This window comes from Vibrio sp. NH-UV-68 (assembly GCF_042940635.1).
GTDB classification, from domain to species: Bacteria; Pseudomonadota; Gammaproteobacteria; order Enterobacterales; family Vibrionaceae; genus Vibrio; species Vibrio pacinii.
This window is the reverse complement of the sequence record NZ_CP134975.1, coordinates 518,027-538,395: the sequence shown is the minus strand read 5'-3', so window position 1 is coordinate 538,395 and position 20,369 is coordinate 518,027. Positions and strand designations below refer to the sequence as shown.

General features: G+C 45.8%; 18 protein-coding genes. 7 read left to right on the top strand and 11 right to left on the bottom strand.

Going from position 1 to position 20,369, the window contains the following annotated elements:
• Window positions 1-14: 14 nt before the first annotated feature.
• Window positions 15-1,088: a 3-deoxy-7-phosphoheptulonate synthase gene (locus ViNHUV68_RS02565; RefSeq protein WP_100752428.1), complete on the bottom strand. Its 1,074-nt coding sequence runs from the start codon at window positions 1,086-1,088 to the stop codon at window positions 15-17.
• 237 nt (window positions 1,089-1,325) lie between these two features.
• On the opposite strand from ViNHUV68_RS02565, the gene ViNHUV68_RS02560 reads away from it, so the two are divergent.
• Window positions 1,326-2,999, top strand: coding sequence for a LytS/YhcK type 5TM receptor domain-containing protein (locus ViNHUV68_RS02560; protein ID WP_391089167.1), 1,674 nt, complete (start codon window positions 1,326-1,328; stop codon window positions 2,997-2,999).
• A gap of 12 nt (window positions 3,000-3,011) precedes the next feature.
• Entirely contained in the window at window positions 3,012-3,731 is a 720-nt protein-coding gene (btsR, locus tag ViNHUV68_RS02555) for a two-component system response regulator BtsR (RefSeq protein WP_038173943.1), read from the top strand.
• A 44-nt stretch (window positions 3,732-3,775) separates the two neighbouring features.
• Here btsR and nagZ read toward each other — a convergent pair whose 3' ends face one another.
• The gene (nagZ, locus tag ViNHUV68_RS02550) at window positions 3,776-4,762 is read right to left on the bottom strand and encodes a beta-N-acetylhexosaminidase (protein ID WP_038173941.1); all 987 of its coding nucleotides are present in this window, start codon (window positions 4,760-4,762) and stop codon (window positions 3,776-3,778) included.
• Between the two features lie 101 nt (window positions 4,763-4,863).
• Here nagZ and ViNHUV68_RS02545 point away from each other — a divergent pair, with 101 nt between their 5' ends.
• Both ViNHUV68_RS02545 and murQ read left to right on the top strand, forming a co-directional pair.
• Window positions 4,864-5,976, top strand: coding sequence for an anhydro-N-acetylmuramic acid kinase (locus ViNHUV68_RS02545; RefSeq protein WP_391090251.1), 1,113 nt, complete (start codon window positions 4,864-4,866; stop codon window positions 5,974-5,976).
• 8 nt (window positions 5,977-5,984) lie between these two features.
• On the top strand, window positions 5,985-6,917 hold the full coding sequence (gene murQ, locus ViNHUV68_RS02540; RefSeq protein ID WP_391089165.1) for an N-acetylmuramic acid 6-phosphate etherase: 933 nt from the start codon (window positions 5,985-5,987) through the stop codon (window positions 6,915-6,917).
• 86 nt (window positions 6,918-7,003) lie between these two features.
• Here murQ and ViNHUV68_RS02535 read toward each other — a convergent pair whose 3' ends face one another.
• Complete coding sequence (locus ViNHUV68_RS02535; protein WP_391090249.1) at window positions 7,004-7,330, bottom strand: DUF2799 domain-containing protein; 327 nt, start codon at window positions 7,328-7,330, stop codon at window positions 7,004-7,006.
• Window positions 7,331-7,549: 219 nt separating this feature from the next.
• On the opposite strand from ViNHUV68_RS02535, the gene ViNHUV68_RS02530 reads away from it, so the two are divergent.
• Entirely contained in the window at window positions 7,550-9,034 is a 1,485-nt protein-coding gene (locus tag ViNHUV68_RS02530) for a carbon starvation CstA family protein (RefSeq protein ID WP_391089163.1), read from the top strand.
• A 105-nt stretch (window positions 9,035-9,139) separates the two neighbouring features.
• On the opposite strand, the gene ispH is transcribed toward ViNHUV68_RS02530, so the two are convergent.
• The 6 genes from ispH to murJ form a co-directional block, all read right to left on the bottom strand.
• Window positions 9,140-10,105 carry a 4-hydroxy-3-methylbut-2-enyl diphosphate reductase gene (gene ispH / locus ViNHUV68_RS02525; RefSeq protein WP_391089161.1) on the bottom strand — a complete coding sequence of 322 codons (966 nt, stop codon included), beginning with the start codon at window positions 10,103-10,105 and terminating at the stop codon, window positions 9,140-9,142.
• Window positions 10,106-10,128: 23 nt separating this feature from the next.
• Entirely contained in the window at window positions 10,129-10,560 is a 432-nt protein-coding gene (gene fkpB, locus ViNHUV68_RS02520; protein WP_038173935.1) for an FKBP-type peptidyl-prolyl cis-trans isomerase, read from the bottom strand.
• A 138-nt stretch (window positions 10,561-10,698) separates the two neighbouring features.
• Entirely contained in the window at window positions 10,699-11,208 is a 510-nt protein-coding gene (lspA, locus tag ViNHUV68_RS02515) for a signal peptidase II (protein WP_391089159.1), read from the bottom strand.
• Window positions 11,209-11,272: 64 nt separating this feature from the next.
• A complete protein-coding gene (ileS, locus tag ViNHUV68_RS02510) occupies window positions 11,273-14,101 on the bottom strand; it encodes an isoleucine--tRNA ligase (RefSeq protein ID WP_391089157.1) in 2,829 nt (942 codons plus the stop codon).
• Between the two features lie 55 nt (window positions 14,102-14,156).
• On the bottom strand, window positions 14,157-15,104 hold the full coding sequence (ribF, locus tag ViNHUV68_RS02505) for a bifunctional riboflavin kinase/FAD synthetase (RefSeq protein WP_038173930.1): 948 nt from the start codon (window positions 15,102-15,104) through the stop codon (window positions 14,157-14,159).
• Window positions 15,105-15,195: 91 nt separating this feature from the next.
• Window positions 15,196-16,758, bottom strand: a complete 1,563-nt coding sequence (murJ, locus tag ViNHUV68_RS02500; protein WP_391089155.1) for a murein biosynthesis integral membrane protein MurJ — start codon at window positions 16,756-16,758, stop codon at window positions 15,196-15,198.
• A 247-nt stretch (window positions 16,759-17,005) separates the two neighbouring features.
• On the opposite strand from murJ, the gene rpsT reads away from it, so the two are divergent.
• Window positions 17,006-17,266 (top strand): 30S ribosomal protein S20, encoded by a 261-nt coding sequence (gene rpsT, locus ViNHUV68_RS02495; protein WP_038173928.1) that lies wholly within the window; start codon window positions 17,006-17,008, stop codon window positions 17,264-17,266.
• 104 nt (window positions 17,267-17,370) lie between these two features.
• Here the strand turns inward: rpsT and ViNHUV68_RS02490 are convergent, their stop codons facing one another.
• Window positions 17,371-17,664, bottom strand: a complete 294-nt coding sequence (locus ViNHUV68_RS02490; protein WP_100752441.1) for a metalloregulator ArsR/SmtB family transcription factor — start codon at window positions 17,662-17,664, stop codon at window positions 17,371-17,373.
• 177 nt (window positions 17,665-17,841) lie between these two features.
• On the bottom strand, window positions 17,842-18,732 hold the full coding sequence (nhaR, locus tag ViNHUV68_RS02485) for a transcriptional activator NhaR (RefSeq protein WP_038173925.1): 891 nt from the start codon (window positions 18,730-18,732) through the stop codon (window positions 17,842-17,844).
• A 411-nt stretch (window positions 18,733-19,143) separates the two neighbouring features.
• Here nhaR and ViNHUV68_RS02480 point away from each other — a divergent pair, with 411 nt between their 5' ends.
• Window positions 19,144-20,289, top strand: a complete 1,146-nt coding sequence (locus ViNHUV68_RS02480) for a Na/Pi symporter (protein ID WP_038173924.1) — start codon at window positions 19,144-19,146, stop codon at window positions 20,287-20,289.
• The last annotated feature ends 80 nt before the right edge of the window (window positions 20,290-20,369 follow it).

The window sequence follows — 20,369 nt, the reverse complement described above, 5'->3', positions numbered from 1 at the left end:
CTTGTACTCTTTACTTAGCCTGGTAAACGGTCTTGTAAAAATGGGACCAGCTCTTGATGGGCATGACGTAATAGTGCCTCAGTTGTATCCCAATTGATACACGCATCGGTGATAGACACACCATATTGCAATTCGTTGAGAGCGATATCAGATGACTGGCTTCCTTCGTTAATATGACTCTCAATCATTAAACCAATAATCGACTTATTGCCTTCACGAATTTGATGGATCACATCTTCAGCGACCAACGGTTGACGACGGTAATCTTTGCGCGAGTTCGCATGACTACAGTCGATCATCAATGAGGCGTCTAACCCAAATTTAGCCATATCTTGTTCGCATTCAGTGACAGAGACTGAATCGTAGTTAGTCTGTTTACCGCCACGTAAAATCACATGACCGTTGGCATTTCCCTGAGTGGTTAACAGTGCCACTTGCCCTTCGCGGTTGATGCCCATAAAGCGGTGGCTTGAAGAGGCAGCCTGCATCGCGTTAATCGCAGTGGCCAAATTGCCATCTGTGCCGTTTTTAAATCCAATCGGCATCGAAAGGCCGCTAGCCATTTCACGGTGAGTTTGAGACTCTGTGGTACGTGCGCCGATGGCCGCCCAACTAAAGGTATCAGCTAAATATTGCGGGCTGATTGGATCAAGCGCTTCTGTTGCTAGTGGAATTTCCATTTCAGCCAGATCAACTAAAAGCTCACGACCAACATGCAGACCATGCTCAATATCAAAGCTGCCATCTAGGTGTGGGTCATTGATTAGGCCTTTCCAACCCACCGTGGTGCGCGGTTTTTCAAAGTAAACACGCATAACAATGTACAGTTGATCGCTCAGTTGCTCAGAGAGCGCTTTTAGTCGCTTGGCGTACTCTTTTGCAGCGTCGATATCGTGAATAGAGCATGGGCCACACACCACCAGCAAGCGGTGATCCTTTTTATGAATAATATCGGCAATCGTTTGACGAGATTGTTGTATAAAATGGCGTGCGTTATCGCTCAGAGGTAGCTTGGCTTTCAGTTCTTCAGGCGTAATCAGAACCTGCTCATTACTAATGTTTACGTTGCTCAATTCACTTTTTTGCATAATCATAACCCGTCTAAATATGTGTACACCCAGAACTTATCATCTTGCCTCTGGCTTAATAACTATAAAATAACAGGCTAAAAAAAGATTTCAAGGTGTAAATTATAAAAAACACAGGTGTAATAATTAATTTACACAAAGATATTTAACACGTTTATTATCAGAAACATGAGATACGTATGTTTTCTACAACGTTTCTTAACTAAAATAGACCTAAAGTTCGCCATTAAGATTGTTATGGATCTGATCCTCTCATTACTGCAACAGATGTGTGTCTATTTAGTACTGGCGTATATGCTCAGTAAGACGCCGATCTTTCTGCCTTTGCTCAATATCTCTAGCCGCATTAGCCACAAAGTCAGTGTCTATGTGCTGTTTTCGCTGTTTTGCATTATGGGCACCTACTTTGGCCTACAAATCAACGATGCGATTGCCAATACCCGTGCTATTGGCGCGGTCATGGGGGGATTATTTGGCGGGCCGATTGTTGGTTTTTTTGTCGGGCTAACTGGCGGTTTACATCGTTACAGTTTAGGCGGATTTACCGATCTCGCCTGTGCTATCTCCACCACCACAGAAGGCTTAATCGGTGGGCTGCTGCATATCTACTTTGTGCGTAAGGGCAAGTCTTCACAACTTTTTAACCCAAGCGTGGTGTTTTCTATCACCTTAGTGGCTGAAATCGCTCAGATGGCGATCATCTTGCTGGTCGCTAAGCCGTTTGATCAAGCCTATGTCTTAGTCTCTGCGATTGCCGCCCCAATGATCATCGCCAATTCCGTCGGCGCGGCGCTCTTTATGAGTATTCTTCATGACCGAAAAACCATTTTCGAAGAGTACTCTGCCACCTTCTCGCGCCGTGCTCTCAACATTGCTGAGCGTTCCGTCGGTGTTTTAGCTTCTGGCTTTAACAGTAACAATGCAGAGAAAATCGCTCGAATTGTTTACGAAGAGACCAACGTCGGCGCGGTTTCCATTACTGATGACACCAAGATATTAGCCTTTGTCGGCATTGGCGATGATCACCACAAACCAAATACGCCAATTTCTTCACAAAGTACCTTAGATGCGATAGAACAAAACGACATCATCTATCTCGATGGTAAAGAGAAGCCCTATCAATGTTCCCTTTCCCGCGACTGTAAACTCGGCAGCGCATTGATCATTCCACTGCGCACAGGCGATAAGGTGATAGGCACCATTAAACTGTATGAGCCAAAGCGGAAGTTGTTTTCAACCATCAATATGTCGATGGCGGAAGGGATCGCACAGTTACTATCGAGCCAAATTCTGTTTGGAGACTACCAACAAAAACAGACGTTACTGTCGCAAGCCGAAATCAAACTGTTACATGCGCAGGTTAACCCTCATTTTCTCTTTAATGCACTCAATACTATTAGCGCCGTGATTCGCCGAGATCCACTTAAAGCGCGCGAATTGATTCAGCATCTGTCGCACTTTTTCCGCAGCAACCTCAAGCAGAACATCGATGTGGTTACACTCAAAGAGGAACTGGCTCACGTTAATGCTTACCTGACCATCGAAAAAGCACGCTTTACTGATCGTCTTGAAGTGACCATCGATATCGATGAGTCACTGCTTGAACGTCGGATTCCGACTTTTACCCTGCAGCCACTGGTAGAGAATGCCATCAAACATGGTATCTCACAGCTGTTGGCGGGAGGAGAAGTTCGCATTTATAGCCAAGCCGTTGAAGATGGCTATCAGATCGTGGTCGAGGACAATGCTGGCAGTTATCAAGCGCCGCAAGCGGATCATGTGGGATTGGGGATCCAAATCGTCGATAAACGCCTAACCAACAAATTTGGCCGCGATGCTGCGCTCAATATTGACGTAGCCCCCAATCACTACACCCGAATGAGTTTCCTCATTCCCAGTCACCCCTGTTAATAAGGTAAAAATATGCTTTCCGCGTTAGTCATCGATGACGAACTGTTTGCTCGAGAGGAACTCACCGAGCTATTGGAAGAGACCGGTCATATCGAGGTGCTTGATCAAGCGAGTAATGCCGTTGAAGGATTAAAGAAAATCAATCTGCTTAGACCTGACGTGGTTTTTCTCGATATTCAAATGCCACAAATTACTGGGATAGAGCTACTGGCGATGCTTGATCCAGAGACCATGCCAAAAGTGGTCTTTGTCACCGCTTATGATGAGTTCGCGGTACAAGCGTTTGAAGACAATGCCTTTGATTACCTACTCAAACCCGTTGATACCTGCCGCCTCGAAAAAACGGTTAAGCGATTACTCAAATCTCAGCAGACAAATCGTCAGCACTTCGCTGCGATTGCCCCCCAAAGCTTAGATCAAGTTCCATGTATCGGTTTGAATCGCATTGTGATCATCCCTACTCAAGATGTTGAATTTGCCTACAGTGATATTAGTGGTGTCCACGTGCAAACCCATGAGCAAAAAGCAACCTCACAACTGACCTTGAAAGTACTGGAAGAGAAAACGCCACTGGTTCGCTGCCATCGCCAGTTTTTAGTCAACATCAAAGCGATCAAAGAAATTAAGTTACTGGACAATGGTCTGGCTGAAATCATTACCGTCAGCTCCCATCCTCTGCCAGTGAGCCGCCGCTATCTAAAAACCCTTAAAGAGATGTTGGGTTTTCATTAACCGTTGAGAGCAAAAGAGCCGCAATCTGCAGCTCTTGTTATTGGTTAAGCTTGGATAAGCGGTTTCATCGCCTCTGATGCCCGTTTCCACTGCTCGCTGCGTTGCAGCTCTGACAATGTAAAGCTCTGCTTTTTCAGCAAAGTCTCAGCTTGTGGCGTTTGCATAACGGGAAGATTATCCAGCACCTCCACTTGGGCATCACGCTGATTACACACCAACAGCATATCGCAGCCGGCAACCAGCGACTGATGAGCACGTTCAGCAGGGCCACCCATAATGGCCGCCCCTTCCATGGTTAAATCATCAGAGAAAATAATCCCTTTAAAGCCCAATTGTTCGCGCAGTATTTGTTGCAACCAATATGGTGATCCACTCGCAGGCTGATCGTCATAATGAGGATAGACCACATGAGCGGGCATCATCGCATCAAGAATGCCGCTTTCAATCTGCAGCTTGAATACCTGCATATCGAGTTCAAAAACGGTATCACGGTGATCATAAGGCGTTTCTAGATGGGAGTCAGCAATAACACCGCCATGGCCCGGAAAGTGTTTACCCGTCGTCGACATTCCGACCGCTTTCATGCCTTGCATATAGGCGCTACTATGGCGAATGATGCTCTCGATATCGTCACCAAAGGCACGGCTGCCAATCGCTTTACAATCAAAGCCTTTATCAAGCACAGGCGCAAAGCTTAGGTCAATGTCATGAGCAATCAGCTCTGCCGCCATCAACCAACCGCCTTGTTTGGCTAACTGCTCACCATGGTCGAATTGTGCATATTGCTGAGCAGCAGGAATGAGAGAGAAACCTTGTCTAAAACGCTGAACTCGGCCGCCTTCTTGGTCGACCCCAATCAAAATTGGCCGCTTCGCCGCTTTGCGAATCGATTGATTCAACGCCAGTAACTGCTCACTGTCATGATAGTTACGCGCAAACAAAATTACCCCGCCAACCGTTGGGTGCTCAAGAATCTCTTTGTCTTCGGCAGTCAGTTCACAACCTGCGACGTCTAACCATAACGGTCCCATAATTTCTCCATCCTAACGCCATTTTGCTATGCTACCGAGGTTATTAGGATTATTCTCTATTTACAATCAATTACCCACGACTGTTGACGAATTTGAGCATGATGACAAAACAACTCTACATTGGCGTAATGTCGGGAACCAGCCTTGACGGTATCGACACAGCTTTAGTCGAAATAGACCAAGGGCAAGTGCGCTTGTTAGCGAGTCATCAAAGCCCGATGCCTGAGACGCTCAAACAACAAGTTTTGGCGATTTGTCTTGGTCAAGCAACGGATCTGGTAACCATTGGCCAGATTGATCACCAACTTGGTGTACTCTACGCTCAAGCAGTTATAGCGCTGTTAGATAAAAGTGGTTATTCAGCTGAGCAAATCACTGCCATCGGCAATCATGGACAAACGGTTTATCACCAGCCACAAGGCCCAATGCCGTTTTCCACTCAACTTGGCGATGCCAATATCATCGCGGCAATGACTGGCATCGATACCATTGCCGATTTTAGGCGTAAAGACATTGCTCTGGGTGGGCAAGGGGCGCCTCTGGTGCCTGCTTTTCATCACTGCCTATTTCACTCACACGCCGACAGTGTGGTGGTGCTCAATATCGGTGGTATCGCCAACATATCAGTACTTAGACCCAACCACGCCGTGGTCGGCTATGACACTGGCCCTGGTAACATGCTGATGGATGCTTGGTGTCACAAACATTGTCATCAACCATTCGACAAAGATGCTCTGTTTGCTCAGCAAGGTCAGGTTGACCAAACTCTGCTAACCAAATTTCTTAGTGAGCCCTACTTACAGACGCAAGCACCGAAAAGCACTGGCCGCGAGTTATTTAATCTGCCTTGGTTAGAAGCGCTCTTAGCTGACGATTGCCTATCACCTGCCGACGTACAGCGCACTTTATGTGAATTTAGCGCCCAAAGCATTGCCAATGAAGTCCGACAGTATCAACAAGGTGAACAACCAGAGTTACTGGTGTGCGGCGGCGGTGCACATAACCCTCTGTTGATGCAGCGTTTACAAGCCTTATTGCCAGATTGGCAGGTCATGTCGACTGACGATAAAGGCGTCGACAGCGATAATATGGAAGCGATGGCCTTTGCTTGGCTCGCCTATCGCCGCATGCACAATTTGCCAAGCAACTTGCCTGAAGTCACCGGAGCCAGTAAAGCGGTTTCTCTGGGTGTGATGTATTTTGCTGATAAATAAGGATAACTATGACTAATGATGCTCTGATCGCCGCGCTATCACACCTGGTTTCTGAAGGCCGTAACCCCGAGACAATGGATATCGATTTATTGTCTTCTCTTGAAATCGTTCAGCGAATCAATCAACAAGATCAACTGGTCCCTGTTGCGGTTGAAAAGGTGTTGCCTGAGGTTGCTCTGGCAGTCGATAAGATCACCTCAGCATTCAAAGTCGGTGGGCGACTGATTTATATCGGCGCCGGCACCAGTGGTCGCCTTGGTGTATTAGATGCCTCGGAATGTCCGCCAACCTTTGGCGTTTGTGATCAAATGGTGCTTGGGTTAATCGCTGGCGGGCCAGACGCCATGTTCAAAGCCAAAGAAGGCGCGGAAGATAGCCCAGAACTGGGTGTCAGCGATCTCAAATCAGTCAATTTTAGCGCCCAAGATGTCGTGGTCGGTATTGCGGCAAGCGGTCGAACGCCATACGTCATTGGCGCTCTCGATTATGCCAACGCTCTTGGCGCCACAACCGTTGCCTTGTCTTGTAACCCAGACTCTACCATTGCTGAGATTGCGGATATTGCCATCAGCCCGGTGGTTGGCCCCGAGGCATTAACCGGCTCAACTCGCCTAAAATCAGGCACTGCGCAAAAGTTAGTGTTGAACATGCTGACAACAGCCAGCATGATTCGCCTCGGTAAGAGCTATGAGAACCTAATGGTCGATGTAAAAGCGACCAATAAAAAGTTGATTGCTCGTGCGGTGCGTATCGTCATGCAAGCCACTGAGTGTGATCAAAATGCCGCTGCCAAGGTGCTTATCCAGACCGACTATGATGTTAAACTGGCGATTTTGATGTTACTGACTGGAATGGACGTCGACAAAGCTAAGCATCACCTCGCAAGACAAGATGGATTTCTGCGTAAAGCGGTTCAGCTTCATCAAGATAAGCCGCATTAAGATCCGACAAATCTACAAATCTACAAAAGGGAGAGCCCAACTCTCCCTGATACTGATACCAATCCACCACTTCGTATCATCAAGCATTAATTCTGATGCTCATTCCAGCCACGTTGCCATTCCATTCGAAACTTCTGCGCTTGATCAGTGCCTTCACACACGCCTTGGTAATACTGACCTGATACCCCCATCTGATAGGCAAAGTCAGGATTACAATATTCTGTAACCCCTTCAAGATAACCTTGGTCGTAATCCGATTGTTTAACACTGCCTAAACTTGATAGCTCTTTAAAGCTGCGTGATGTGTGGCCACTGATCCCATCTTGATAACCAATTTGCTGCCAATCACCTTGTTGTGCCAACTGCTGCGGGCTACTCGCACAGGCAACCAACAATGACACTAGCGCGGTCATAATTAACTTTCTCATTGTTTTTCCTTGTTTTTTTCGAGTCAGACTATCAAACCACTAATCACGCCCGATTACCACTTAGCCGAGTTCAAAACCACTCAGTTTCTCTATCAACCACTCATTTCACTATACGACCACTCACTGCATAAGCGAATGCTGATTGTCTCTGTTCAGCATAGTATGCATGGTGAGCTTATCGAATTTTATAAAGGAACGAGTGCTATGTTGTGGTTTTTAACCTGTGTTGCAGCCCTAATCGGCGGCTACTTTATTTACGGAGCTTTCGTTGAGAAAGTTTTTGGCATTAACGAAAATCGTCAAACCCCCGCGCATACTAAAGCCGATGGGGTTGATTACGTCCCAATGTCGACCAAAAAAGTATACCTAGTTCAACTCCTCAACATCGCCGGTGTCGGCCCTATTTTTGGTCCGATAATGGGGGCGCTGTACGGTCCTGCTGCGATGCTATGGATTGTTATCGGTTGTATTTTTGCTGGCGCGGTGCATGACTACTTCTCGGGTATGTTGTCAGTTCGTAATGGCGGAGCCTCAGTTCCGACGATTACTGGCCGCTACTTAGGCAATGGCGCTAAACACTTTATGAATATCTTTGCCATTGTTCTTTTGTTGCTTGTTGGTGTGGTATTTGTTTCGGCGCCTGCAGGCATGATCACCAATCTAATCAATGATCAAACTAGCCTAAATGTCAGCATGACAACCATGGTTATCGCAATTTTTGCTTACTACATTATCGCGACCATTGTTCCTGTCGATAAAATCATTGGTCGTTTCTACCCACTGTTTGGCGCCTTGCTGATTTTTATGTCCGTTGGTCTAATGACTGCCGTTGCCTTCTCAAGTGAGCATACGGTAATGGGCGATTTTCAAGTCAGCGATATGCTCAGTAATTTAAACCCTAATGATATGCCGTTATGGCCTGCCCTATTCATCACTATTGCTTGTGGTGCGATTTCTGGCTTCCACGCAACGCAGTCACCTCTAATGGCGCGCTGTATGCAAAATGAAAACAACGGTCGCTTTGTCTTCTATGGTGCAATGATTGGTGAAGGTGTTATCGCGCTGATCTGGTGTGCGATTGCGCTCTCTTTCTTTGGTTCACTCGAAGGCTTATCTGAAGCGGTGAAAAATGGTGGCCCTGGCAATGTAGTTTACAGCGCTTCATTTGGTCTACTGGGTGTGTTTGGCGGCATCATTGCTTTCCTAGGCGTGGTTATCCTACCGATTACCTCTGGTGATACCGCGTTCCGTTCAAGCCGTTTGATCCTAGCTGAATACTTCAACATGGAGCAAAAAACAATGCGTAACCGTCTGCTGATGGCAATGCCACTGTTCATTATCGGCGGCGTGTTGACTCAAGTAGACTTCGGCATCATCTGGCGCTACTTCGGTTTTGCCAACCAAACCACGGCAGTGATGATGCTGTGGACCGCATCGGCTTACCTGCTGCGTCACAATAAGCTTCACTGGATTACTACCGTTCCAGCCGTATTCATGACGACCGTATGTGCAACCTTCATTCTGAATAACCACACACTAGGTTTTGGTCTACCTATCGAAATCTCAACCACAGCAGGGATTGTGTTCGCACTGGCAGTAGCAGGTTACGTGATTAAAACATCAAAAGGCAAAGGTGATACCGACTTTGCTGATGAAGAAAAACCTCAAGCCGTAACAGAGACGGTTTAACACCCGCGGCCATAAAGGCTCCTTGAAGAGCCTTTATTCCAACAAAAAAACCAGCGCCATCGCGCTGGTTTTATCATTGAGAGTCAGACTCATCAGAGAAATAAACTAATCGACTTGCCTAATTTGCAGCTCTTTAGGGACTTCGAAAAACATGTTCTCTTCGCGACCTTGAAGCTCTTCTACGCTATCTGCGCCAACCAAAGTTTTAATCCGTTCAAGAATCTGGTTGACCAGCTCTTCTGGTGCTGATGCCCCCGCTGTCACACCAACCTTTGCTTTCCCGTCAAACCACTGTGATTGAACATCTTCAGGGCAATCGGTCAGATAACCCGGCGTACCTAATTTTTCGGCCAACTCTTTGAGTCGGGTCGAATTAGATGAGTTTTTCGAGCCAACAACAATCAGCACATCAACATCTTCTGCCATTTCACGTACCGCATCTTGACGGTTCTGCGTGGCGTAACAGATATCATCTTTACGTGGCCCTTGAATATCGGGAAAGACGCGGCGCAGTTCATCAATCACATCGGCGGTTTCATCAACAGACAGTGTCGTTTGACTAACATAATGCAGGTTACTTGGGTCTTGGACTTGCGCTTTTAGTGTGATTACATCAGCTGGAGTCTCGACTAAGTACATCCCACCTTGTTCGCTGGCGTACTGCCCCATGGTTCCTTCGACTTCTGGATGACCAGCATGGCCAATTAGAACCACTTCCATATGCTTGCGACTGGCTCGTGCGACTTCCATATGCACTTTAGTCACCAATGGGCAGGTCGCATCGAATACCGTCAGAGCACGCTGTTTAGCCTCTTTACGTACCGCTTGAGAGACGCCATGAGCAGAAAAGATAACGATATTGTCATCTGGCACTTCATGCAGCTCTTCGACAAAGATAGCGCCACGTTGCTTGAGCCCTTCGACAACAAAACGGTTATGTACCACTTCGTGACGCACATAAATCGGTGGTTGATACATTTCTAATGCACGTTCAACAATGCTGATCGCACGATCAACACCCGCACAGAAACCGCGTGGATTCGCTAACAGGATTTTCATTTCATTGCTCATCGAGTCGTTATCTTCTGGGTCGCTTATTCTACTGACAAAATTTCAACTTCAAAAGTCACATCTTGCCCTGCTAATGGGTGGTTAAAATCAACCGTGACAGAATCACCAGCGATCGCTTGGATAATACCAGGGATTTCCATGCCATCCGGACCAGAAAAGGCCATCACAGTTCCCACTTCAACTTCGGCATCTCCAACAAATTTGGTCCGATCCATATAATGAATATGATCAGGGTTAGGCATACCGAACGCATCTTGGGCCTGCAGTTCAATCACTTTGCTTTCACCTGCAGTAAGGCCAAATAAGCATTGCTCAAAATTGTCACTTAAACTGCCATCACCAATCACTAATTTGGCTGGCTTGCCCATATTATGGGTACTATCGGCAACAGAGCCGTCTTTCATCTTGATGGTAAAATGCAGAGTTACTGCGCTATTTTGGCCAATAGTGGTCACGTGACTGCTTCCTTGTTTTTTGGATTATTCAGCGTTTTTACGTGTGGTTGCTGTAATACGCTAATTTGCGCTTCAACATAATAAAAAGCGCCCTCCGAATCAACGGACAGCGCCTAAGGTTATTCGCTCAATCACGCTTTATGCCGTGGTTTGATCTTTTTTTCGAAAACCATCGAGGATGATCATCGCTGCGCCAATACAGATCGTAGAGTCAGCAAGATTAAAGGCAGGCCAGTGATACGTTCCCCAATAGAAATCTAAGTAATCGACCACAAAACCATGAACCACACGATCAAAGACGTTGCCCACCGCACCACCAATGATCATGGCATAAGCGATATTGTTCCACTTCTCTTTGGCGGGAAGTTTGCTCATCCAGTAAGTCAGCATAGCGGTCACAGCAAAGGCAATCGCGGTAAAGAACCAACGTTGCCAGCCTGCTTGATCACTCAAAAAGCTGAATGCAGCGCCATAGTTGTGGACATAAAGCAGATTAAAGAAAGGTAAAACCTCAATACGGTTCGCCCAACCATAGCCCATACTGTCCATCACAAACAGTTTAATACTAATATCCGCGACAAAAATGACGACCGCTAGCCATAACCAACGAACACCTGATTGTTTAAGAGTTAATTCTTGCTCACTCATTTCTTTACCTAAAAACAGCCCCAGTAAATACTGGGGCTGTTAAAACTAACGAAAGTTCAATGAATTATGCGAATTTACGCGCTTCACCTTCGCCATCGATATTAGACACACAACGGCCACAGATTGTTTCATGACCAGCGATGGTACCGACATCAGCGGTATGGTGCCAACAACGGTCACACTTCTCGCCTTCCGCTACGACAACCTCTACCAACAAGCCATCAATGTCTGTTGCTTGCGCTGCCTCTGTTTTTTCACTCAGTGGCTTAACCGCCGCCGCAGAGGTCAACAGAACAAAACGCAGCTCATCTTCAAGCAAGTTAATTTTCGCCGCAAGAGCTTCATCAGCGTAAAGTGTTACTTCTGCCTGTAGAGCGCCACCGATGGTTTTCTCGTTACGCGCCGCTTCAAGCAGTTTGTTTACACTGCCACGAACCGCTTGGATTTCTGCCCAGAATTCGTTATTCAGCTCTTCGCCTTCAGCCAGACCGAACAGACCGTCAAACCATTCACCAGTAAACACGAACTTGTCACGATCACCTGGCATTTCATTCCAGATCTCGTCGGCAGTGAACGACATAATTGGTGCCATCCAACGAACCAGTGCTTCTACGATGTAGTAAAGCGCCGTTTGACAGCTACGCTGAGCGTGGCCACCACGTTTCGCGGTGTACTGACGGTCTTTAATTACATCAAGGTAGAAAGAGCCCATTTCGATTGAACAGAACTGCATGAGACGCTGAGTGACACCATGAGTGTTGTACTCTTCGTATGCTTTAACAATCTCTTGCTGCGCAGCTTGTGCACGACCAACAGCCCAACGATCTAACGCCACCATTTCATCCGCCGCAACGATATCTGTCGCCGGGTTGAATCCATTAAGGTTGGCAAGGAAGAAACGCGCGGTATTACGGATACGACGATACGCATCAGCAGAGCGTTTTAGGATCTCATCAGATACCGCAACTTCACCCGTGTAGTCGGTTGAGGCAACCCAAAGACGCAAAATATCAGCACCAAGCTTGTTAGTGACATCTTTTGGTGCAACAACGTTACCGATAGATTTCGACATCTTACGGCCGTGACCGTCAACAACGAAACCATGGGTTAACACTTGCTTGTATGGTGCTTCATCTTTCATCGCAATCGATGAGATTAGCGAAGACTGGAACCAACCACGATGTTGGTCAGAACCCTCTAGGTAGAGATCCGCACTGTTGCCGTTGTACTCTTCGCGCGCATCAACCACAGAGTAGTGTGTCACACCAGAATCAAACCATACGTCTAGCGTATCGAGCACTTTTTCGTATTTGTCTGCGTCTTCACCTAGTAGATCTGCAATTTCAGCATCCCACCAAGCCTGAATACCTTTCTCTTCAACCAATAGAGCAACTTTCTCAATCAGTTCAGAAGTATTTGGGTGCAGTTCTGATGTCTCTTTATGGACAAACAGAGCAATAGGAACACCCCATGTACGTTGACGAGAGATACACCACTCAGGACGGCCTTCGATCATACCTTCGATGCGGCTTTGACCCCATTCAGGCATCCACTCAACACTCTTGATTGATTCAAGCGCTTTGGCACGCAAGCCCGCTTGATCCATTGAAATGAACCATTGTGGTGTTGCACGGAAAATGATTGGCGTTTTGTGGCGCCAGCAGTGTGGGTAGCTGTGCTCGTACGCGTGATGATGGAGCAAAGCGCCATGCTCTTTAAGCGTTTCAACAACCGAGTCATTGGCTTTAAACACGTGCTGGCCAGCAAACAATTCTGTATCGGGTAGATAAACACCGTTAGACCCCACAGGGTTCGCCACTTCGAGGTTGTATTTCTTACCTACCGCGAAATCTTCTTGACCGTGACCAGGCGCAGTGTGTACCACACCCGTACCCGATTCAGTGGTCACGTGATCGCCAAGGATCGCTGGCACAGTGAAGTCATAAAATGGATGGTTAAACTGAGACAGTTCAAGGTCGCTACCTTTGGCAAAACCAAGATTGTGGAAGTGCTCAATACCAGCGCGATCCATTACTGATTTAGCAAGGTCAGAAGCGACAATGATACGCTCTTTCGCGTCACCTTCGACTTGGATCAATACGTATTCAAGATCATCACGTAGACAAACTGCACGGTTTGCAGGCAGTGTCCATGGTGTGGTCGTCCAGATAACGATTGAGATATCGCCTTCGCCTTGATGACCTTCGTTTAGTGCGAACTTCGACAGCAGTGCTGCTTCATCTGCCGCTTTAAAGCGAACATCGATCGACGGAGAGACTTTGTCTTTGTACTCAACTTCAGCTTCAGCCAATGCTGAACCACAATCAGTACACCAGTGAACCGGTTTGAAACCTTTGAGTAAGTGACCATTATCAGCGATTTGGCCTAGTGCACGGATGATGTTTGCTTCGGTTGCAAAATCCATTGTGCGGTATGGTTTATCCCACTCACCCATAATACCCAAGCGCTTGAAGCTCTCTTTTTGGCCTTCAACCTGACCTGCCGCGTACTTACGACATTCAGCTCGAAACTCAGCCGCAGAGATTTTCTGCCCAGGTTTGCCTTTTTTCTTTTCTACCATTAGTTCAATTGGTAGGCCGTGACAGTCCCAACCAGGAATATACGGCGCATCAAAACCAGAAAGCGTTTTGGATTTAATAATAATGTCTTTAAGAATCTTGTTTAGTGCGTGGCCAATATGAATATCACCGTTCGCGTATGGAGGACCATCGTGTAGAACGAAAGATTTTTTGCCTTTCTTCGCTTTACGAATTTCGCCGTAAAGGTCTTCTTTGTACCAACGCTTAAGCATTTCTGGCTCTCGATTGGCCAGATTGCCGCGCATCGGAAACCCTGTATCAGGAAGGTTCAGGGTATCTTTATACTCACTCATCGATTCTTAATTCCGTTGTCTTGGGTGACAGTTAGACATTATGCCAAGCAGCGAACTAAACCACTTGGGCTGGCTTTCGCTGACGCAGCCACACCCTTGCTGCTTCAGCATCCAATTCAATTTGTTGTTTCAGCGCGTCAAACGATTCAAATTTATGTTCGTCGCGGATTTTATCTAAAAGCACGATCTCTAACTGCTTGCCATATAAGTTGGCTTTAAAGTCAAATAAATGCACTTCTAGTTGCTGGCGTATGCCATTTACCGTTGGTCGATTGCCAATGTTTGCAACACCACCAAAAGCTTGTTCACCAAGGCCCAACACTTCTACGGTATAGACACCGGAGACAGGCGAGACACAGCGCTTTAACGGGATATTTGCGGTGGGAAAACCTATCGTTCTACCCAGTTTTCGCCCATGAGACACTCGACCGCTAATGCTATAATTACGCCCCAGCATTTTGGCGGCGTCATCAAGCTTATTTTGTGCTAATGCTTCACGAATCGCGGTGCTACTTACGCGCAATGTCTGAAGGCAAAAACTTTGTGTGCTAACGACTTCAAAGCCTAACTCACGTCCCGCCTTCTCTAACATGGCAAAGTTACCTTTGCGCTGTTTACCGAAGCAAAAATCATCGCCCACTACGAGAAACTTAACACCCAAACGCTCGACCAACAAGTCACGAATAAAGGACTGTGGCGATTGATTTGCAAACTGATGGTTGAAGTTAACACACAGCAACCTTTCAATATCGAGCTTGCTCAATTGAACAAATTTATCGCGCAAACGCGTTAAGCGTGCTGGTGCTTTATCTTTTGCAAACAGTTCCAACGGCTGAGGATCAAACGTCATGACCGTTGATGGTAAGTCAAGCTCCTTTGCTCTCGCAGAAACTTGGTTTAACACTTCTTGATGGCCAAGATGCACACCATCGAAGTTTCCGATCGTCAATACACATCCTTTATGATGTGATTTGATATTGTGAATACCTCGAATTAATTCCATTGGAGACTGCTAAAAACCTATCAATTTTTGTTAAACACTCAAATAATGAGTTTACCTTGCGTGAAACCGACGGATTATATACCAATCTTGCTCACTCTGTCGCTGCTTTTAAGTCTTTTAAACGTACGCCCAGTATAAGTAACGTTAACAGGTAAACCCCCGCACCCAAGCCAATTAAAGCCGCTAGTGTTGTTCCTCGTTCAAGCAAGGTCCAAGACAGCCATACATCCATTGCTTCAAGCTGTGACAAAATCGCTGCGACCATTAATCCACCAGCAACCAGTAACTTCATCATAAAGACAATGGTTCGTTGGGTTAATTGATAAACACCAGCTCGGTGTAATCCACGATACAAAAGCGACATATTGACCAACGCCGATAGTGCGGTGGCAATCGCTAAGCCAACATAACCATAAAACCATGCAAAAATGGCGTTAAAAACCATATTCGTCACCATAGCGATAATGCCGTATTTCACTGGTGTTTTAGTATCTTGACGCGAGTAATAGCCCGGGGCAAGTACCTTAATCAGCATAAAGTTAAGCAAACCTGAGGCATAAGCCATCAATGACATTGAGGCAAACTGCACGTCTTGCGCGGAAAATTCTCCGCGCATGAACAGCACCATCAGCATCGGCTTAGCCAGCACCATCAAGCCGAGCATCGCCGGGACACCAAGTAAGGTGACCATGCGAACGCCCCAGTCCATCGTTTGAGCAAAACCATCATTGTGCGCATCAATATGTTTACGAGAGAGCGCAGGTAATATCACTGTCGCGATCGCGATACCAAACAGTCCAAGGGGAAATTCAAGTAACCGATCAGAATAATACAACCAACTGATTGACCCCGTTTGAAGAAAGCTGGCAATAAAAGTATCAAACAACAAGTTAATCTGGCTAACCGAGACACCAAACAAGGCCGGTATCATTAAGGTGCGAATTTTAACCACGCCAGGATCGCGCCATCCCCATTGGGGCTTTACCATGACCCCAGCTTTGATTAAGAACGGAATTTGAAATAAGAATTGCACTAAACCGCCAAGAAAAACCCCAATCGCTAAACCAATTTCTGGCTGGTCAAGCTGCGGGGCGATAAACCAAGCCGATAGAATGATCATCACATTCAAAAAAACTGGCGTAAAAGAAGAGACCGCGAACTGACCTAGGGTGTTGAGAATGGCACCAGACAGAGCAACAAAGGTGATAAACCATAAATAAGGAAAGGTGATTTTGAGAATAAGACTGGCTAGCTCAAATTTCTCGGCCGATGGACCGCCGTTGAGCCAATCTAAAAACCAACCAAAGCCAAACAGAGCGGTGACCACACCAGAACCTAAGACCCCAAGAATGGTGACGATAGAGACAATCACGCCTAGCGTGCCCGCCGCCCGTGCGATTAACTGACGCGTTTTATCGAGATCTTTACTGGCGTGATATTCAGTCAGTACGGGGACAAAAGCTTGTGAAAAAGCGCCTTCTGCAAACAAGCGACGCAGAAAATTAGGAATTTTATTGGCAAAAAAGAACACATCAGCACTTGCGCCTGCGCCCATAAGATTAGCAACAACGACATCTCGAACTAAACCTAACACTCGAGAGATCAATGTCATGGCACTGACAATCATGCCTGACTTGAGCAGACGTTTACTCACAATTACCTCGGAAATCAAAACTTTTGCCCTACTTTACATCAGGAATGTCATAAGCAGAGCAGATTAGTATTAGCAATGAAAAAAAAATACTGTTAGAATCCCCGCCATCTTAACCGTGAAGACCTTTCAATCCAAAGTTTGTTTGGCTCGATTGGTTTTTGCACAAATCATTTGACAATTAAGCGCAAATGAGGGATATTCCTCGCCCTTAAATTGTCACCGAACTAAGTTTTTGGGAGTTAGACCCTTGGCAAATAGTAAATCTGCTAAGAAGCGCGCTATCCAAGCTGAGAAACGTCGCCAGCACAATGCTAGCCGTCGTTCTATGATGCGCACTTACATGAAGAAAACTGTTGCTGCTATCGAAGCAGGCGACAAAGCTGCTGCAACTGAAGCATTTGCTACAGTTACACCAATCCTAGACCGCATGGCGACTAAAGGCCTTATTCATAAGAATAAAGCTGCACGTCATAAGTCTCGTTTCACTGCGGCAATCAAAGCTCTGTAATAGAACTCTGATTTCCAGTGAAAGAAAAACCGGCCTTGGCCGGTTTTTTTATGCCTGTCTTATTTAGAGGTTGAACGACCCTCCTCTAAATAAGACAAACTCAGCTAAGAGCAGTAAAGTGTATGCAACAATTGAATCATTGCTTTCACTTCTTGGCTACTTAATGTGTAATAAACGGTTTGAGCTTCTTTGCGCGTGTTGACCAAGCCATCTCTTCGCAACCAAGCTAAATGTTGAGACAAAGCAGACTGACTCAACTCCAACTTATTACATAACTCTCCCACCGATAGCTCCTGATTGTGCAGCAAGCACAATATTTGTAAGCGACGTTCATTTGCCATCGCCTTTAGTAGCACTACCGCCTGCGCAGAGTTTTTTTCCATCTCTTGTAGGTTCATCTGCCACTACACCCCTTGATACCACAGCAACTTCTACAACAATTGGCCATTAAAAATGCTTATTGACCACCAACTTTCAACCAATTCACTTGATATTTAATTTTTTATGCAGTGAATTATTTTGAATATTAATCGAAATGTAACAATTAATCTATTTATTAGGCTGAAAAATAACCTCTAATTAAAAAGGTTGGTAAAGTCAGCGTCACAAACATTTTTAACCGCGGGATGTTGAATCATACGTTCAGCAAAGATGACGTAATACTCCTCTTTCAACTCATCAATATGACCAATTAATTGTAACGTTAAATCACTATCGACTTCAGAGACATAGATCGAAGGAGCTAGAAATATGACGTCGTGGTGATAACGAGCGAAAGCTTTCATCAATGCCACATCATCAAACTCGCCTAAAATGTTAGGCTGCAATCCTTGGCGATCAAACCATTGCAACACTTTGCGCCCCATCGCCGTTCGGCTACCTGGTATCAAGAGCTTTCTTTGTTCTAAAATCGCAGGAAAACTCACATTCGTCACATTACCAGAACAAAAGAAGCTCGTGTTCGATTCACCCAGTTTCTTGCTATATAAGCCTGGGCTTTGACTCGAATCGACCGGGCAGTCAGACAAAATCATATCAAGCTTATGTTGCGAGAGTTGTTCCAATAGCATTTCATGCGTAGATTCAAAACAGCGCAAATGGAGACTGTCATCATCGGGGACGGTCGTGAGTAATATCTTACTTACTAGACGCTTAGACAGTGCGTCGGCGACACCCACATCAAATAAAATATTAGATCGCTGGCTATAGTTAACAATGTCGAGCATTTCATAGCTCAAACCAAACATTCTATCGGCGTACTTGAACACCAGCTGACCTAACTCTGTCGGCTCAACACTACGTCCATTCCGTTTAGTTAATTTACCGTCCATGCGCTCTTCTAACGCTTTAATTTGGCCAGTGACCGTTTGCGGAGTAAGAAAAAGGGCTTCTGCCGCCTTAGTAACAGAACCTTGTTTGCACACCATCCAGAAATAATAGAGATGGTTATAATTTAAATGTGACATCAGAACTCACTCAACAGAGGGGGAGAATGGTTAGGTTATAACAAATGAGTTCAATGACAACAATAGTTCGCTAAAACCATGCAATCAAACAAGAAGCCTATACTTTTAACGAAGTGTTATTTTTAATTACGCCACTCACCATTGATAAATAGCGTACTGAGAGGCAAATTTTTATGTTTTTTTCGACTTTAATCACAGCAGAGAACACGGCGAAATAACGATAAATATTTATTATAAATTAACACCTTACGATACTTGTAAATCTATCATTACACTCCAGAATCCTCTCTCACAATAAAAACAGTCGGGTTACACATAACTGTCATATTACTGAAATATTTCGACTCTACCATCAGCCTCAGACTCAACAACAGACCTCAACTTACTTTAATAGGTCCACGGAGAAAAATTATGAACCAAGCTACTACTACAGCGGCGCCGATTTCGAGTACGACTCGTTGGTTGCGTTGGGCTAACTTGGCGTTCATGTTGTATTTGCTACTTCTAGCAGTATCTATGGTAGGCAGCGGCTTTAAATGGGCAACTGGCGATCAAGCTAAAGTTTTATTTGAATTCGCTTCACACCCAGTAGCTGGTTTGATGATAGGTTTAGTGGCAACCGCTCTAATCCAGTCGTCAAGTACAGTCACCTCTATTATTGTCGGCCTTGTCGCTGGTGGTCTGCCAGTCGAAACCGCGATCCCAATGGTTATGGGTGCCAATATTGGTACCACCGTGACCAACACCTTAGTGTCTCTTGGACACGTTCGCTGTAAAGAAGAGTTTAAACGTGCGTTTGCCAGTGCAACCATTCACGACTTCTTTAATCTGCTGGCCGTGGCTATCTTCTTACCGCTGGAAATGATGTTTGGCATCCTTGAAAAAATCTCACACTGGTTAGTGTCTCCATTCTTGGCGACAGGTGATATGAGTATCAAAGGGCTCAACTTTATCAAGCCAATAACTAAGCCAGTTGTGAGTGCGATTAAAGAGCCTCTAGCAACATTTGGTGACACCATGGGTGGTGTGCTACTTATTGTATTGGGTATTGCGACCATCTTCGTTGCGATTACGGTAATGGGTAAGCTAATGAAGAGCTTAATGGTTGGCCGTGCACGTGAGATTTTGAAAAACGCGATTGGTCGTGGCCCTATTCACGGTATCGTGTCTGGTTCAATTGTGACTGTTTTGGTTCAATCGTCGTCAACAACGACAAGCTTGATGGTTCCTCTTGTCGGTTCAGGTGTTCTCAAAGTACGTGATGTTTACCCTTTTACGCTAGGCGCAAACATCGGTACTTGTATCACCGCTCTACTGGCGGCAACAGCGGTATCTGGTGAGTTTGCAGTGTTTGCACTGCAGATTGCTCTAGTCCATTTAGTGTTTAATATCATGGCGACAGCATTTATCTTTGGGATCCCTTTCTTGCGAGAGCTTCCGATTAAAGGTGCGGACTTAATCTCAGATATGGCGGTGAAGAATAAAGCCGTAGTTGCAGGTTACCTATTGTCAGTCTTTGTTGTACTACCTGGTGCAATCCTAGCGCTGACAACGTAATCACAGCACCATCGTTTTGCTAAGCCCGCACCTCTTCGGTTGCGGGCTTTTTTATTTGAGATTAGCGAGTATTCCTCTAC